The organism is Sulfurovum sp. (assembly GCF_015493435.1).
Taxonomy (GTDB): Bacteria; Campylobacterota; Campylobacteria; order Campylobacterales; family Sulfurovaceae; genus Sulfurovum.
On the sequence record NZ_WGDD01000029.1, the window covers coordinates 40,860 to 58,084 of the forward strand.

Annotated in this window: 16 protein-coding genes; 1 reads left to right on the forward strand and 15 read right to left on the reverse strand. The window is 44.9% G+C overall.

The annotated features are described in order from the left end of the window. Window positions 1-8: 8 nt before the first annotated feature. The 8 genes from F8L24_RS04805 to F8L24_RS04840 form a co-directional block, all read right to left on the reverse strand. Window positions 9-719, reverse strand: coding sequence for an efflux RND transporter periplasmic adaptor subunit (locus F8L24_RS04805; protein ID WP_294952498.1), 711 nt, complete (start codon window positions 717-719; stop codon window positions 9-11). Next, the gene (locus F8L24_RS04810) at window positions 716-1,969 is read right to left on the reverse strand and encodes a TolC family protein (protein ID WP_294952499.1); all 1,254 of its coding nucleotides are present in this window, start codon (window positions 1,967-1,969) and stop codon (window positions 716-718) included. Before F8L24_RS04810 ends, F8L24_RS04805 begins: the two co-directional genes overlap by 4 nt. Beyond that, the gene (locus F8L24_RS04815) at window positions 1,966-2,553 is read right to left on the reverse strand and encodes a TetR/AcrR family transcriptional regulator (RefSeq protein WP_294952500.1); all 588 of its coding nucleotides are present in this window, start codon (window positions 2,551-2,553) and stop codon (window positions 1,966-1,968) included. Before F8L24_RS04815 ends, F8L24_RS04810 begins: the two co-directional genes overlap by 4 nt. Before the next feature lie 131 nt (window positions 2,554-2,684). Then, the gene (locus F8L24_RS04820) at window positions 2,685-3,620 is read right to left on the reverse strand and encodes a lipid A deacylase LpxR family protein (protein WP_294952501.1); all 936 of its coding nucleotides are present in this window, start codon (window positions 3,618-3,620) and stop codon (window positions 2,685-2,687) included. A 64-nt stretch (window positions 3,621-3,684) separates the two neighbouring features. Next, window positions 3,685-4,767 (reverse strand): cytochrome c peroxidase, encoded by a 1,083-nt coding sequence (locus F8L24_RS04825; RefSeq protein ID WP_294952502.1) that lies wholly within the window; start codon window positions 4,765-4,767, stop codon window positions 3,685-3,687. 15 nt (window positions 4,768-4,782) lie between these two features. Continuing rightward, window positions 4,783-5,595: an SDR family oxidoreductase gene (locus F8L24_RS04830; protein WP_294952503.1), complete on the reverse strand. Its 813-nt coding sequence runs from the start codon at window positions 5,593-5,595 to the stop codon at window positions 4,783-4,785. Window positions 5,596-5,712: 117 nt separating this feature from the next. Continuing rightward, window positions 5,713-6,624, reverse strand: coding sequence for an AraC family transcriptional regulator (locus tag F8L24_RS04835; RefSeq protein ID WP_294952504.1), 912 nt, complete (start codon window positions 6,622-6,624; stop codon window positions 5,713-5,715). Window positions 6,625-6,633: 9 nt separating this feature from the next. Further along, window positions 6,634-7,494, reverse strand: coding sequence for an SDR family oxidoreductase (locus tag F8L24_RS04840; protein WP_365937967.1), 861 nt, complete (start codon window positions 7,492-7,494; stop codon window positions 6,634-6,636). Between the two features lie 86 nt (window positions 7,495-7,580). On the opposite strand from F8L24_RS04840, the gene F8L24_RS04845 reads away from it, so the two are divergent. Continuing rightward, window positions 7,581-8,981, forward strand: coding sequence for a chloride channel protein (locus tag F8L24_RS04845; RefSeq protein WP_294952506.1), 1,401 nt, complete (start codon window positions 7,581-7,583; stop codon window positions 8,979-8,981). A 12-nt stretch (window positions 8,982-8,993) separates the two neighbouring features. On the opposite strand, the gene nosD is transcribed toward F8L24_RS04845, so the two are convergent. From nosD to F8L24_RS04880, 7 genes are all read right to left on the reverse strand, one after another. After that, a complete protein-coding gene (gene nosD, locus F8L24_RS04850) occupies window positions 8,994-10,229 on the reverse strand; it encodes a nitrous oxide reductase family maturation protein NosD (protein WP_294952508.1) in 1,236 nt (411 codons plus the stop codon). Window positions 10,230-10,304: 75 nt separating this feature from the next. Beyond that, the gene (locus F8L24_RS04855) at window positions 10,305-10,811 is read right to left on the reverse strand and encodes a hydrogenase (RefSeq protein WP_294952510.1); all 507 of its coding nucleotides are present in this window, start codon (window positions 10,809-10,811) and stop codon (window positions 10,305-10,307) included. Between the two features lie 30 nt (window positions 10,812-10,841). Then, window positions 10,842-12,209, reverse strand: coding sequence for an NADH-quinone oxidoreductase subunit C (locus F8L24_RS04860; RefSeq protein ID WP_294952512.1), 1,368 nt, complete (start codon window positions 12,207-12,209; stop codon window positions 10,842-10,844). Further along, window positions 12,206-13,621 carry a proton-conducting transporter membrane subunit gene (locus F8L24_RS04865; protein ID WP_294952514.1) on the reverse strand — a complete coding sequence of 472 codons (1,416 nt, stop codon included), beginning with the start codon at window positions 13,619-13,621 and terminating at the stop codon, window positions 12,206-12,208. Before F8L24_RS04865 ends, F8L24_RS04860 begins: the two co-directional genes overlap by 4 nt. Next, window positions 13,618-14,214: a hydrogenase gene (locus F8L24_RS04870; protein WP_294952516.1), complete on the reverse strand. Its 597-nt coding sequence runs from the start codon at window positions 14,212-14,214 to the stop codon at window positions 13,618-13,620. The genes F8L24_RS04865 and F8L24_RS04870 overlap by 4 nt, the downstream gene beginning before the upstream one ends. Before the next feature lie 2 nt (window positions 14,215-14,216). Then, window positions 14,217-15,137, reverse strand: a complete 921-nt coding sequence (locus F8L24_RS04875) for an NADH-quinone oxidoreductase subunit H (RefSeq protein WP_294952518.1) — start codon at window positions 15,135-15,137, stop codon at window positions 14,217-14,219. Then, the gene (locus F8L24_RS04880) at window positions 15,134-17,017 is read right to left on the reverse strand and encodes a proton-conducting transporter membrane subunit (RefSeq protein WP_294952519.1); all 1,884 of its coding nucleotides are present in this window, start codon (window positions 17,015-17,017) and stop codon (window positions 15,134-15,136) included. The genes F8L24_RS04875 and F8L24_RS04880 overlap by 4 nt, the downstream gene beginning before the upstream one ends. Window positions 17,018-17,225: the final 208 nt, after the last annotated feature.

The window sequence follows — 17,225 nt, forward strand, 5'->3', positions numbered from 1 at the left end:
TGCCTGCCCTATTTTGCATCGGGAAGGATAATGTATCCGTCCCCAAACAGTCCCGGGGTGAAATCTTTCGCTTCTATTTCCGCCCTGATCTTTCTATTCGCATTGTCCGCATACGGATACACCTTGCTGATCTTGCCTGTATAGACAGTTGCATCACCATCTACACTGTACCTGAACGTCAGGCCCGGTTTCAACACTCTCCAGTATTTCTGGTCGACAGAAAGTATCAGTTTTCTCTCCCTGAGACTTTGTATTTTCATAACCGTTCTGATCATTGCACCGCTGACTGCATCTCCGGCTTCCACACTTTTTGCATAGATCACGCCGTCGAAAGGTGCCCTCAGAAGAGTCTTCTCATAAAGTGCCTGATGATAATCAAGCTGTGCCTTGGCCTGTTCGTATTTAAAAGCATACTGGTCGAACTTTGCTGCATCAACCAGTTTCCTTACTTCAACCTGACGACCATAATCACGTTTGGCATACTTAAGTACCGTCCGGGCAATGGCAAGCGATGCTTTAAAATCACTGTTTTCCAGGGAAACCAGTACATCCCCCTTTTTCACCACTGAAGCTACATCCGCATTTACTTTATCGACAATACCTGTTGCCGTAAATGCCAGATCGGCATGATGTTTGGCTTCCACATTGAATGTCGCATAGATCTCTTTTGCCTGAAGGCTCAAGGCCAGCAACATTAGACTCAACAGTATTTTTGTCATCGTATAAACTCCCTGGGATCTTTCCCTGCATAATAGTAATAGATTGATTTCTTGACTTCGTAATCATAGACTGTATCTTTGTAGCGTGCCTCTGCCAGTGTTTTGGTAGCAAGAGCATCCAAAAAGGCGATATCATCGGCCAGCCCGACTTCAAATTTCTCTTTCAAAACGCTATAAGTGCTTGTCGCTGCCTTGAGAGCAGATTTGGCACTTTTCATTTTTTCTTTGGTTGTATTCATGCCTTTTCGCGCCAGTCTGAAATTCATCTTCTGTTCCCGTTTGGCCTGATCCAGCTGTGAAAGCAGTGCCATTTTTCTGTACTTGACCGCTTCACTCTCTTTTGACATTTTACCCTTGTCAAAAAGTCGCATATTCACCGATACGCCTATCTTGTTCTGATGATCCACCAAAAATCCGTCTCCGCTGAATCCGGGCAGCGGAATATTGACCTGGTCATCAAAATGCGACCGGTGATATGTGTCTGAAAGATTGACCTGCGGCAGATAGCCCGCATCGATGGCTTTGGCATTTTCACCGACAGCATTGGCATTTGCCTGAAGTATTTTAATGGTTTCAAACCATTCAAAATGCACTTTTCCCGGTTCAAGAAAATAATTTCGTTTCAAATGCCTGGCGGGTAGGCCGCTGATCAGCTTCAGGTTCTCTTCGCTGGTCTCGATGGAGAGTTTTGTATTTTCAATGCTATACTGGTTGTTCTCGTAGACCGACTGGAGTTTGTCGACCTGTTCCTCTGTTGCCAAACCTGTCAGTTTGAATTTCTTGACACGGATGATCTGCGCTTTGAGCTCTCTGGAACGCTCTTGCAGGGCATGCAGTGTCGCCTTGAGACTCTTGATACCGTAGTAGTGCCGTGTTATTTCAAGCGTGATGCTTTTCTCAAATGCCGTTTTTTCAAACAGTGAAGCTTCATGTTCAAAACCCTTGCTTCTTAAAATAGCATCTTTCCTTCCGCCGTCATACAGGTTCAGGTTTGCAGAAATAAACGCATTTCCCGTCTGTCCCGGACTTACGATATAGTTGGGAGACAGGAAACTGTAGTCCGCCCCGATATCCACAGTAGGCCAGTAGGCACTTTTTGCCGCCTCTATCTCCTGTTCTTTTGATTTGACATTGAGGGCTTTGGCCTTGATCAGACCGTTGGTCCTTCCCGCCTGGTCGATAAAGTTCTTCAAGCCGTAACTTTGTGCCAGCACAAACAGCGGCAGGCACAGCAGTAATATGATTCTCATTTGCACTCCTTGACTATGATAATATCCAGTAAATGATCGATCTCCTGTTTCACATCGCAGGTCTTCAAACGTGAATCCACAATAACCCCTGTCGCGAACAGTACCAGCGAACCGGCAGAACCGGACATCTGGGCATTCAACTCCCCGGAACGTACACCGGCTTCAAGAATGTTGTTCAGTATGAACAAAAAGCGCTCTCTGCACGCTTCACTGAAATCCAGCATTGCTCTGGTCTCCTGCATCAGAGAAATGGCAAGAAACTCTTTATAGATGCCGAGGTGCTTCCGTGCTGTTTCATTCTCGAACAGCAAATAGAAAAAATGGAACAGTTTTTCTTTTGTGGACATTTCCGACCGGCTGATCTCTTCAAGTCTCTTTTCATGCTCAACGATAAAAGTCTGCATGATCTCAAAAACGATATCTTCCTTGTTCTCAAAATATTCGTAGATCGTTCCTTTGCCCACACCGGCGGTTTTGGCGATCTGTGAAATGGTCAGTTCGCCTATGCCGTGCTCAAGCAGCAGTGCCCTGCAGGAAAGTGCAATATTCCTGCGTTTTTCCTCTTTGTTTACAATAATTGCCATCTGTATCCTTTTGACTGACCGTCGGTCAATTTAAAAATTATAGTGACTTTTGCTTTAGAAAATCTGAAGTAAGATTTTAAATTTTCGGGGACTTATAGAGAAGAACGGGGGAAACAGGCATATCCGGAAGGTCAGAAACGCCAGCCCAGTGTCATACCGCCCCAGCGTTTATGACGCTGCCCGTTGACATGGGTGGACTTGATCGTATAGGCATAGATAAAAGAGCCGTACATCAAGTGGAAAGCCCCCTGCCATCCGGTACTTCCATGCATCGGTTTCAGGTGGTAGCCCTCATCGATCCCCTCATCAACAATGTAATAGTTATGTATAGCACTGGCAAAGACACCAAAAGAGATATCCCAGTTAAAACCTTCCGAACCGCCTTCATTCAGCAGATAACTCTCGTCGCCCACCGTAAAACTTCCTGCCGTCATAAAACTTTTTTGCACCACACTGCTCAGCCTCAGCGTTACCGAGGTCAATGCTCCCGTATAGAAATTGCCAAGTTCCCCCCGGACATTCCCAATGGCATCCCATTTGTATCCATACAACAGGTCGTAGGGATCTGTTTTGTAGGCGAACTGGTACGACACACCGGCCGTCACTTGATTGCCGAGCTGGGTATCCCAGCCTTTGAAAGGGTCATTTCCCCAGATATGGTGAAAAAATGTCTGAAGCTGCTCGGCATGTGTCACGGGCCCTACCGCACCGAAATTGATACCGAATTCATGAAAATAATTGTCCGTTGATTTATAGAGGAGAAAGTTGAATCTGGCATAGCCGGCATAGGGCAGATCATCCCATTGGGGTGTTGTGATCTCACCATTGACGGGGGTAAACATTTGATGGGTAAAAGAGACTGCCAGATTGCTTTGTTCTTCGGGGAAAAAAGTATCCAGAAAGTCTGTTGCATTGGCATCACTCATATAGGTCAGGAAGATCCCGTCTGTATAGTGGCTGTCCTCGTCTTTCGTGCCGAAAAAATCGTTTTCCAGGGTAAAAGCAAGCGTTCCGGCATAGAGCATATGTACAAATAACAGGCAGGTATAAAATATTTTTTTCAGCATGTACGATCCTCCATGACTTAAGATAAACCCAAATTATATCCCCGTCTGCTTAAACAGGCATGCTTTATTTGATCTTATACGGGACAGGATCCCCTTCAAGCGTCTTCAGAAAGGCCACCACATCATCTATCTGCTCGGGAGTGAATTCGTTGCCCAGCTGGTATTTGCTCATGATGCGCACCGCTTCTTCTATCTTGTCTACTGCACCATTATGAAAATAGGGGGCTGTCCGGGTGATATTCCGCAAAATGGGCACTCTGAACCTCAAATTGTCGTTACGTCCCAGAAAACCGCCTTTGTTCGCAAAAGGAAAAGGACTGGTCCGAATGGAAAGACGGGGTTCAAAAAGCAGCCCCAAATAGTCTCCTGCATAATGCCTGAGCGGAAATTTCTGTATGCTCTGCCCGCCGACGCTCATACCGGTATGGCATCCGCTGCACCCTTGGGTGACAAAAAGGGTCATTCCGCGTTTGGCTGCAGGGGAAATGGCCTGGTCATCACCTTCGAGAAAACGGTCGTAGGCACCGCGTGTCAGCAGCGTACGCTCATAGGCACCGATAGCTTTTCGCACATTCTCAAACGTAATATTGCTGTCACCAAAGACCGTTTCAAACTGCTGCCGCATTGCAGCATCGACATTGAGCCGTGCCTCTACCTCTCGGGGTGTCATATTCATCTCGAACGGGGCCTGCACCGGTCCGCCCGCCTGCTCCTCGACATCTTTGGCCCGACCATTCCAGAATTGTGCTTTTGCCAAGGCAGCATTGAACACGGTCGGGGAGTTCAGGTGATGCGGGTTTGCTCTGCCGTGATAACCGATAGCCGTCGGCAGATTGTCATCACCGCCTTCATTCAAAATGTGGCAGCTCGCACAGTTGATGGTATTGTCACGTGAAAGACGGGTATCGAAGAAAAGCTGTTTTCCCAGTGCGATTTTTGCTTTGCCCAAAGGGTTTTTCGGATTATCCGAAGCTTTCAGCATCCCTTCATACGTCTTGGGTACAGACACAAGGTTGTGGTTTGCCGCTGCCTTTCTGAGCTGTGCATCGGTCAGCCTGACAGTGTGTTTATGTAGCATAAACGGCAGAGATATAATGAACATCAGTACCAAAAACGTGATCGTCACCGGATGAAGTAATTTTTTCATAGTATATCCTCGTATCTAAATACCGAAAGTCTTTTTTACTTTCTGTTCAAATGCTTTGTCACTTAATTTTTTTCTTAACGGTACAAAATGCTCTGCTTCCGTACCAACCGGTACGAAGATATCCACATTTTCATCTTCTATAATTTTTTTGACTGCTTCAGCGATAGGCTGCGGATCCGGCCCGTCATTGATTGCCTGTGCTACTATAGGTACAAAATGTGTTACCAACTCTTTGTAGGGTGAATTTCCCGCTGTTGTAGCCACATTTGCAACCAGTCCTTCTTTAACGAAATTCGTACCAAAAAGTCCCGATTGGATAGAGTGTACCCTGACATTATAAGGCAAAGTCTCAAAACGCAAGGAATCTACAATCCCTTCCACAGCATATTTGCTTGCATTATAGTGTGACAGAAGAGGTAATCCCATTTTACCTAAAAATGAAGAGATATTAATCACAACACCCGATTTTGCTGTCCTCATGTGAGGCAACACTTCTCGTGTTGTCCTGAGAAGGCCAAAAACATTGACATTGAACTGGTCAAACATCTCTTCATCTGTACCATCCTCTACAGTTGAGAGCAGTCCATATCCTGCATTATTGACCAGTACATCAATTCTGCCTTCGTTTTCAATCATCATTTCAACTGCCTGTTTGATAGAATCTGTTTTTGTTACATCCAAATAGATTGGCTTCAAATTAGCTTTCGATCTTAGACTTTTAGCCTTTCTGCTGCCTGCATAAACAATATATCCATTCTCTGAAAGAAACTCCGATATACGTTTTCCCATCCCAGAACTTGATCCAGTTACCAACACTACTTTTGACATATGACATCCTTTTTTATCATTTTGATAAGTTCAGTATATAAAATGTGAGAATACAAATCAAGATGTTTTTAGCATAAAAAGAATTTTCTTTTAGCACAAAAAGATTTTTATGCTGATTTAGTGCATCAAATCCTTGGGATAAACACCATAATTTAAAAAAAAGAGTTTTGAGAAATATCCCTGATGCCTGTAGCCTACTTTTTTTGCAATTTCGCCAATGGTAAGGTCTTCTTCTTTTAAAAGAATATTTGCTTCCTCCAGCCGCAGTTTCTGTACATAGGCGTGGATAGTAGTATTGTATACTTTTTTAAAAACTTTTTTGAGTTTGGAGGCATTGGTTGCACAGAGATGCGCCAAGCCCTCGACCGTGGGAGGATCAATAAAATCTTTCAGCAATATTGACTTTGCTTTACGGGCCAATGCCAATGTCTCTTCCGTAACGTCATCAACAATATCAAGCAAAGAGAACCGGTGTATCATGAATTCGATCACCTGATGTTCAGCACGTATACTCTGCATCGTATCTTTGTGTGACACATGCAGTATTCTATTGATTCTGTAAAGTGCCAAAGCATCTATCGGTAGAGTATTGATACGCTCCAGAGAAACGTCATACTGCATTTTGTCATAAAGAAAATCAATCGGCTCCTGTCTGTTTCCGCTCAAATAGCGTTTTAGAAAAAAATCTGCAATAAACAGAATGAAAATATCCGATGTTTTCTGCTCTGCTATATAGAGAAGCATATCCTGTCTTGATGAAGAAAAGATGACAATATTTCCCTCTTTGACACTCTCCTGACGGTCAGACAAATGGTCTTCTATCATCAGTGTTCCCTGTTTGGCCATTACGATCATCACCATCCTGTCAAGGTTCTTCAGTCTCAGTACTTCTGTGCACTCTTCTGATCTGTTTTCAAGAAAAACAATCCCGTTGGAGATGTCTACCCTCTGTCTATAGGTATTTCTGCTTTTGCATATCTCTGTGACTTTATAGCGCCTTTCCGTAATATTAAAAAAGAAACTGTCCATCCATTTTTCCTAAAGGTTATAACAAGCTCTTACTCTGCGCTCAAAATCTTCATCGCTCAACTCTCTTTTCATAGGAATAAATTTTTTGGCTTTATCTCCTGCTGTTCTGCGCGCAGGAAAATCACTTTTTTCTATAATGTCCAAAATCATTTGCGCTATTTCCACTGTATTATTACCACTGTTTATCTGCTCTACGATCAAAGGAGCCAAAGTAGCTACCATGTGGGCATAAGGTGAATCTTCTTTAAAGGTCTCAGGGTTGGTCACAAGGTTATCTCTAGCAAAATTAGTATTAAAAAACCCGGGCATAATTGAATGTACACGAATATTGAAATCTTTCAATTCATACCTCAGAGAATCCGTTATCCCCTCTACTGCATATTTGCTGGCATTGTAAAAAGTGAAAAGGGGCAACCCGATCTTTCCCAAAAAAGAGCTGATATTGATAATTATCCCTTCATTTTGTATGCGCATTTTCGGAATGACTGCCTTGCAGACACGCAAAACACCAAAAACATTAACATTGAACTGATCAAACATTTCCTGCTCTGTAGCATCTTCCACCGTTGAGACCAGTCCATACCCTGCATTGTTCACAAGGACATCAATACGTTCTATAAATCCGATACTTTCGGCAATACTTTTTGGATCAGTGATATCCAAATGTACCGGACGTATCTTCTTCGACTGGATATCAAAAAGTTTGTGCGGTGTTCTTGAACCTGCATAGACAATAAAACCTTTTTTTGCCAAAGCAATCACTGATGCTCTTCCCATACCGCTGCTGGATCCTGTAACAAGAACTGTTTTTTGTTCATTTAACATAGATCGATTATAATCAAAAGCACACATTAAAGTCTTGATAAACATCAAACACGATCTTTTCGTACAATATGCTATCACTCTTTACATGCTTTGTGGCATAATTAGAATACTCTGATTATGGACATACTATTATGATACGAAAACACATCACAGAACAGACAGCTATTTTCTTCAGTGTTACCAAATGGGTATTTTTATCTTCCGTTGTCGGTGTCATCATTGGTGCCGTTGTGACACTTTTTCTCAATATTCTGGGGTATGCGGAAGACTCCCGTTCTTTTCTGCCGTTCCACTACTATTATGTACTTCCTTTTGCACTGCTGCTCACGGTATGGTTAGTGAATACTTTTGCCCCTTCTGCGGAAGGACACGGTACGGAAAAAGTGATTGAAGCCGTACATAAACAGGATGGAAAGATCAATTTAGCGGTGATCCCCATTAAGCTTTTTGCCACGGTGGTCAGTATTTTTGCCGGTGCCTCTGTCGGTAAAGAGGGTCCCGGAGCACAGATTGGTGCAGGTGTGGCCTCTGCACTTTCCGATCTTTTCAGGTTTACCAAACAGGACCGCAAAAAACTCGTCATCTGCGGTATCAGCGCAGGCTTTGCCACTGTTTTCGGTACCCCTGTGGCAGGAGCGATCTTCGGGGTGGAAGTACTCATTATCGGTGTGATCCTCTATGATGTACTGCTCCCTTCCTTCATTGCAGGTTTTGCCGCATTCACCACTGCACAGTTCCTCGGGATCAAATATACTTATTATAATCTGCACTTTTATCAGAATATCTCTCTTGATATGGGACTGATCGCCAAAGTTATTCTTGCCGCACTCTTTTTCGGTTTTGTTTCCGACCTTGTGATCACTTCCGTCTCCCTGACTGCCTCATATATCAAAAAGATCAAGGTCAGTGCCTATACAAAGGCATTTGTGGGAGGGGTGATCATTGTCGTGTTGACACTGATATTCGGTGAAGAATATATTGGCCTCGGGCTTGATACCATCAGCGATGTGATCAACCCTGACCCGCTTTTCGGCACAGATGTACACTGGTATACTTTTTTGCTCAAAACCGTATTCACTTCCCTCTCCCTGGGTGCCGGAGGAAGCGGCGGTATTATTACTCCCATATTCTACATCGGTGCGACCAGCGGCCATGCTTTCGGAGCACTGCTTGCCCCGGAACATGTTGTGCTCTTCTCTGCACTCGGATTTGTCAGTGTACTTTCTGCTACGACCAACACACCCATTGCATCAACGATCATGGCAGTTGAACTCTTTGGGATCGATATCGCGCACTATGCTGCACTCGGTGCCGTAATCAGCTTTTTGATCTCCGGGCATCGAAGTATCTTCTCTTCCCAGATACTGGCAATGAAAAAATCTGAAATGCTCTCGGTAAAAATCGGTGAGGAAGTGGAACACATCAATATAGACCTCGAAGACAGTGAAAGGCATAAGATCAGCAAACTCAAAGACAGGCTGCATATCAAACGGGAAATACTGAAAAACCGCAAACGGGCAAAAAAAGACTAAAACGGTTTTTTGCTAAAAACGCTTCTTCATATGCACGATGGGCTTCGTATCTTCAAGCAGGAGATTGGGCTCTATAAAAGGAGCCAGCTGCGCTATAAAATTCATCAGTGACATCACAGGACTGGCATAAAAGAATTTGATCTTGTTATTGTACTGCCAAAGCCGGTCGGCATACTGGTAGATACGATAGGGTGTATCACCGATATTATCTCCGTTTTTGTCAAATCCCTCATAGCGGTCCCAGTAATTGTATGCGATACGGTTTTCTCCGTTCCCTGTTCCCTTGATATCTTTGACCACATCATCTATATTCCCGAATATTCTGTTTCCTGTCATGGTATTGTTCCGGATGGTCGAGTGAAAATGAAATGCTTCTTTGTTGTAAGAGATGGTATTGTTCCGGAAATAACGCTTCATCCCTTTTTCATGTCCTTTGGTATCAATATAAAATGCTTTGGCATTGAAACTGACTTTATTATGTATGAACCTGACAGAACCGCCGCCCTGAATGACCACGGCTATACCGGCCACTCCTCTGCAGCTGAGTATTTCATTGTCTGAAATATTCGTCTCCTGTGAAGCTTCCAACATTATACCGGTTGCATTGTAGGCAAAATGGTTGTTTTCAATGGTTGTCCGTCTGCTTCTTTCTATCGCCAGTCCGTGTCTGCTTTGAGAGATACTGTTCCCGCTGAACAGTATCTCCTGCGAAAATGCCAGGGTGATATCTCTGCTCTTTTCAACAGTGTTGTTTCGGATTTCAATACGGCTGCTGTTCCATACTTTAAGTGCATTGCCCCGCAACGGAACGGGGTTGCCGTTGGATGTGATGAAATTGTAGGTAATATTGCTGTCTCTGACACTCTGCATATTGATCCCGTAGAGGCTGTTGCGTATTGTACATTTTGTGACATGGCAGTGATCGGCCTGCTTCAGGGTAATCGCAGCATCAAGTGTCGTCATCCGGGTACCGCTGTCGGTGACGGTAAGGTTGTCAAGTGTCACCTGTGACCCTGTAATGCTGATCACATTGCCCTGCTTGTCACCCTGAATGATGACACCAGGTTCTTTTCCCCGAAGGGTAAGAGGCTTGTCAATACTGATATTTCCCCGGTACGTGCCTGCCGCCAAGGTGATGGTTGCGTAAGGTGCAGTACGATCTATGGCGTCCTGGAGAACATTCGCATACACAGGACATACAGTAAAAAACAGCCCGGAAAGAAAAAATATCAAACTTTTTTGTATCATATAAAAGTATATTTATTTTGATATTTGATATGGTTGATTTCAAGCAAGCCGAACAGGAAAAAGTTTCGGCCTGTTCTAAATTTTTCTTAAAAATGCCAAAAATCCCCGGATAATATCAATCGGTTCCGGAGGACATCCCGGAATATGGTGTGCAATGGGGAGGTGCTCTCCTGCCGGTGCGTTAATGGCAAAAGTCTTTTCAAAAGGTGCCTCCATCACGGGACAGGCACCAAGAGAAATCACCCATTTGGGTTCAGGTATCTGCCTGTAGGCATCAAGGACATGAGGAGTCATATTGAACGTTGTGACACCGCTGAGCAGCATCACATCTGCATGCCTCGGACTGGCAACGAAGTAAATGCCCAGCCTCTCCAGATCATAGTAGGGATTGGAGAGCGCATTGCATTCGGCTTCGCAGGCATTGCAGCTGCCGCTGTCCACCATACGGATCGCCAGAGAGCCGGCAAACTTCTTCTTTACAAGATTTTTCATCTCTTTACGAATAATCCGGAGTTCTTTGTCGATCTCCGGGTTTTCTGTCAAAGTACCTGTTTTAAAGCGTCGGTTCCAAAATCGTATCATAAGTCATATTCCATTACAAGTCAATTTTCATTACAGGTCGTTCCCTGCATAACTGAGATCACAGCTCTTGTTGATAAGAGGAAAATCAGCAATAATGTTTCCCGGCATCATCAGATGAAGGGCCTGCCAGTTGACAAAGCTCGGGTCACGAACAAAGAAACGCTCGATCACTCCCTCTTTGATCTCTATACTCATGAAAAGCTCACCGATGGAACTCTCTGCAAAGCTGAAATACTCTCCGTCTGTTACCGTACCCACATTCATGCTTTCACATGTTTCCACGGTAAAATTCTGCATCATTTCCAGTGTATTCTTCATCTCTTCCAGTCTGATTTTGAACCGGGCTGAAACATCACCGCTTTTTTGCGTCTGCAACGCAAAACCGTGTTCAAGATAGAACGGCTCATTCCTTTGGTCAAGTGCAAGACCGGAAGCACGTGCCACAATGCCTACCGTATCGTACTTAACAGCTTTTTTAAGCTTGAGGATACCGGTAGTATCGAATCTGTCCCAGAGGGAAGGGATATCGATAATCCATGCTTCAAAGAATGCGATGGCTTCATTTAGCGTGTCAAGGTACGCTTTCATTGCTTCATTGTCAAGGCTGTGGCTTTCGAAGTCTATGGCACCAAAGCCGAAACGGTGTCCGGTGATTTTCTTGAGTTCGCGTCTTGCCTCTTCGGAAAGTTTGGAACCAAAGGCAAGTGCCGCACCGAAACCGGCATCATTGGGGATAAAACCAAGATCAGTCAAGTGGTGGACAGTACGTTCAAGCTCCAGCAGCAGGGCATGGTATTTTCTGTTGTCCAGGGGGAGTTCTCTGTCTGTCGCCTGAAGCACAATATCTCTCCAAGCCGTCTGGTAGGCAATGCTCTCATTGCCGCTGATACGTTCTATGACCGGTTTTGCCTCAAAAAGTGTCTTGCCCTCCAGCATTTTTTCGATAGCACGGTACTTGTAAAAATGCCGTACTTCCTGGTGAAGCATATCTTCCCCTGCCTGTGAAAACTGGAAATGGCCCGGCTCAATAATACCCGCATGAATGGGACCTACGGCCACTTCAAAAACGCCATCGCCGCCTATAGCTTCATATTTATAGGGTTTGTAGTCATCCGGCTCCAGGGTTCTCTCGCGAAAATCTTTCCGCATCGGGTAAATATCTCCGGGAAAGCGTTCCTGATGGACAAGCGGACGGTTGTCAAAGGCATCTTCGATAATGATGCCGTAGTCATCATGCATCTTACGCTCGAACCAGATGGCGGCAGGATGGGTTTTGGTAAGGGTTTTGATACGCGGATCACGTTTGGATACCTGTTCTCTATGTATTTCTTCATCCCATACGGTAACGATCTCAAAGTTATTTTCAGCTTCTTTGGCATAACGGGCGATCAGTCTCATGTGATACTCCTCAGGTAATCAAGTGATGACGGTAAAAGCAGGGCAGCAAGACAAAGTGCAAAAATGACCAGTGCAAAGAGTTCACTGGCATATACTTTTTTCTCCTCCTCTTTGCCTTCATATTTCATCGACTGATAGATCGCCACAAAGCGGTAGAAGATCACAGAAAGGAGGATCAGCAGCAACAGGATCGCTCCGATCATCGCCAACATATGGTCACTGTGCTTGGCTGTCTCGATCATGGCGCCAAATCCGTACAATTCACTGAAAAACATAGGGCTTGGCGGTAACGAAATGATTGCCAGCAAAAAAAGTGAAACAAGTACCCAGAAGAGCTGTCCTTTTTTACCTTTGTATCCCCTCAAAGCACCGGCAATACGGTATTTTCCATTGGATTCCAATACACCGGTAGAAAGAAAAAGTGCCGGTTTCAAAAAGGCATGCGCCCCAAAATGAAGCAGGGCGGCAAACGTACCGCCACTCACCCAGAAAAGTGCGATCAGTGCCATATGCTCAATACCCGAAAGAGAGAAAAGGCGCATGAAATCCTTGGCACGGAAAATGAGAAAGGAAACAATAAAAATAGTCAGAAGCGTATAGACAAAAACAAACCCGAAAAGATGTGTATAGTTAACTTCCATGGCAATTTGGCTGAAACGAAAAAATCCAATGATCACCGCAGATTCCAAAATACCGCTGAAAAGTGCTGCCACAGGGTAAAAAGAGGCACGTTCAATATTTGCCAGCCAGAGGTTCATAGGGAAAAAGCCCATTTTGACGAACATACCGACCGTTGCAATGGCAAAGCCCATTTCAAACAGAAACGGCGAGGGAATCTCTTTGGCATGGGAAAGCAGGAGATCGAACTGCATGGCATCTTCTCCTAAAATGGGTTTGGCACTTGCATACATAAGAATAATGCCGAAAAGTACCAGAGAAATGGCAATGGCACCGACGATCATATAATTCCACGCCTCTTTGTGGGCAGCACGGGTATGGTTGGTTTTGATCATATACACCGTTGAGAGCGTAGCAAGTTCCAGTCCTATCCAGTAGACACCCATATGGTTGGAGAGAATGGAAACCGTCAGCCCTACCCAGAAAATGGCAAAAAACCGGTAAAAGCGACGGTAGGCATTGGCTGAGACTTTCACATGCTTGTCCAGTGTCAAAAGAGCCAATGTCACTCCAATACCGACAATGGATGAAACCAGCAATATATACGTGTCCAGTTTGTCCGCAACCAGGTAACTGCCTATAAGTGCATAGGGTTTAGGCAGCATAAAGAGCTTGATGATCGGCAGCAGGATCGCAAAAGAGCTGACCGGCAACAGGAACTTCGCTTTTTTGTTTTTAAAAAAGCTGACGATGAACATAATCAGTGCAGGCAGCACAAGCAGCGTAAGCATCATGAGTGCATCTCCTCTCCATGGAACAACAGGTTGATGACCACGATCGCCATGAGCAGGTCAAAGAAAATACCCAGTTCGACCAGCATCGGCATACCGTCTGTAGCAGTAATCCCCAGTAGAAAAAGGGCATTTTCCATACTGAGAAAACCGATGATCTTGGGTGCGACATTGCGGTGTTCCATCATCAGCAGCAGAGAAAGGAAAAGCGAGGAGATACTGATGGCAACATAATTGGCATTGCCGTGGATCATATGCGTGATCGGTTCCGCAAGGTAAAAGGTAAAGACCAGGATCGCCGGAATCAGAATGATGGCATACTGTACTTTGATCTCCGGCTGTATCTGGCGGACAAAGTTGAATTTATGGCTGAGGTTCTTCAGCAGATAGGGAATACCGATCGACTTGATAAGAATGGTGACAGCACCGGTAATAAGCATCGCCCTGTCATCAAGTTCCTGTCCTATCAGCAAAGCGAGAATGCCAAGCATCAGTGAATTGAGCGAATACCAGAGTATGAGACGGTACAGCCTTGACGTAAACAGTGCAACGATCAGTGTTGCCAAAAAAAGTCCTATGAGAAAATCAACACTCATTCCTACGCTCCGAGTACATAAAAGGTGATCAGTGATAAAAAGGCAAAGACAATAGCAATGCCGAGCAGGTTGGGCACTTTAAAGAGCCTCAGTTTTGCCGTATTGACTTCGATAAGTGCTACTGCGGCAGCAATGGCAAAGAGTTTGAAAAAGAAAACAGCCACTGCTGCAGGTATACTGTACTGAAGCCCGAAAGGCAGGAACAAAGAAGCAAAAAGAGAGGCAAAGATCACAAATTTTACCGATGCCGCCGTTTCTATGATCGCCAGGTAAACCCCCGTAATGTCGAGGATCATCGCTTCATGTACCATGGTCAGTTCAAGATGCGTTTCCGGATTGTCCACAGGGATACGCCCGTTCTCGGCAATAAGCAGGATAAAAAAACTGATCGCGGCAAAAAGAAAACTTGCCATATGCTCTTTCGGAAAGTGTGCTGCCAGGTTGACCCCTGCTTGTCCGACACCCAAATCACCCGCCATCATCGAAACGCTGAAAACCGTCAATATCATAGCCGGTTCCACCAGTGCCGCAATGAAAGCTTCGCGGGAACTGCCCATACCGCCAAAAGCACTGGCACTGTCCAGTCCGAGCAGCATTAAAAAGAACGTTGACAGGGCAAGCAGACCTGTAATGGTAAAAGCATCGACAAAACTGACATAAAAAGCACCGTGAACAATGGGTGGCAGGAAAAAGAGTGTGACCAGCAGCGGCGAGAGTACCAAAAACGGAGCTACCCGCGTAATATTGCTTGCCTCCTGGGAAATCAGGGTCTCTTTCTGTATCAGTTTGGCAAAATTTCTGTACCCCTGAAAAAGAGAGACAGGTTTTTTATACAACAGTTGCATTTTTAATGCCTTGATAAAAGAAAGCAATATCGGTGCGATCAGCAGCAGCGCCGCAATGGTGAGCAGATAGGCAATCATTTTTTATCTCCTATAATCAGTACTTTGATTGAGATGATCATCACCGTTCCTTCCAGTACCAGCGTCGCCCAGGAGAATTCATGGGCAAAAATACGATAGCTGAACAATACAGTCAGCATCAGGTTGAAGATCATTGCTGCATAACGGGTCTGTTCAAAATGGGACAGACGGTAGACCCAGTAGCTGATGAGGTTTGCCGTTTTGGCCACACTGCTGTACAGGCTTGCTTCAAAAAGCGGTTTGACATGTACTTCATAGTGGGAATCACTGAATTTGCTGCTGTATCCCTCAATACTCTCTTTGGAAAAATGTTCATCTGGTTTGTAGAGCCAGTTGAAAAACCGTCTGATCGGCCCGGCAAAACCTGTAGCAGAGTACTGGGTACGTGCCGAGGTACGGTAGCCGCAGCTCCATGTGTGATGAATACGTTCTTTGACATTCAGTACCTTGTATCCGACCATCATAAGTACCGTTACCCCAAGGAGTGCTGCAAGCAGAATAAGCGGCGAGACAACACCGCCGTTAATGCCTGCGGAGTGCATATGCCAGATACCGTCCGGAAATATCTTTGCATAAACAGAAGCATGCCCCAAACCACTCAGTACTTTGTCAAACCAGCCAATGTAAAATGGCGTAAAGAGCATCAGGGAGATCACTACCAGGGCCATGAGTATCATGCCAAAACGCATAAGAAAATTGACTTCATGGGCATGTTTGGCATTGGTACTTCTATGAAGACCAAGAAAGGAAATGCCGTAAGCTTTGACAAAACAGGCGATCGCCAGTCCCCCGGTCATCGCCAGTGCAAAAACAGCAAAAGGGATTGCCAGTTTGAGCGAAGTGTTGTCCATGTGACTTGAGCTCAGCATGGACTGAAAGATCATCCATTCACTCAGAAAGCCGTTGGTAGGCGGCAGTGCGGAAATGGAAATGGAAGCAAGCAGAAACGTCAAAGCGGTCACCGGCATCGATTTGATAAGCCCACCGTACTTTTCGATGTTTTTGGTATGGGTCTGGTGCAGTACACTCCCTGCTCCCATAAAAAGCAGCGATTTGAAACTCATATGGTTAAAGGTATGGAAAAGTGCCGCAATAAAGGCAAAAGAACTCAACACCTTTAGCCCCATACTCTCAAAGATCATTCCCATCCCAAAACCGATCAGAATAATACCGATATTTTCAATGGAGTGATTGGCAAGCAGTGCTTTGATATCATGTTCACTCAGGGCATAGAGCACCCCGATGAGCGATGAAAGTGATCCGATAACAAGAATAAGCACGCCCCACTCCAGCGGCCAGGGATACAGCACATCAAACAAAAAGCGGAACATCCCGTAAATTGCCACCTTGAGCATCACCCCGCTCATCAAGGCAGAAACGGGGCTAGGTGCCGCAGGGTGGGCATAGGGCAGCCAGACATGCAGAGGTACGGCACCGGCTTTACTTAAAAAACCCAGTACCATAAAGAAAAACAGCAGTGTCGGATAGGCAAATTTCGCAGCCATATCGTGCATCGCTGAAAATCCGAGCTCCAGATCACCGTCTGTAATAATGAGAAAGAAGAGCAACAGAAAAACAAACCCAAAATGGGTCATAAAAAAGTAGAACCGTGCTGCATCAATGGTTTTTTTTTCTTTGGCTTCCGTCAATATCAGCTGCCAGCTGGTCAAACTCATCAACTCCCAGAAAAACAGGAATACCAATGCATTGGCAGAAACAACCACACCGAGCATGGAAAGAATAAACGTAAAATAATGCAGCTGATAATGTGCTTTACGTTCAATATGGGGAAGGTACCCGGAGGAGTAAAAAAGGTTGGGGACTGCACCCAACAGGATAAGCGCAACAAATACCAAAGAGAGGGTGTCAAACTGAAACATAAGGGTTCCGCTCCAAACAATGCAAATTAAACTATGGGTTCGGTGGGAGTACCATCGGACGGGGAGGGCTTTTGTGAGTCCTGAAAATTTGATGTATTATACCGGATAAGCGCTTAAAGAAATTCTTTTCACAAATAGGAGTAATTTTATCCTATTATTGATCCATATCAAGAAAACATACTTTCAATTCCGATATATTTCGAGAAAT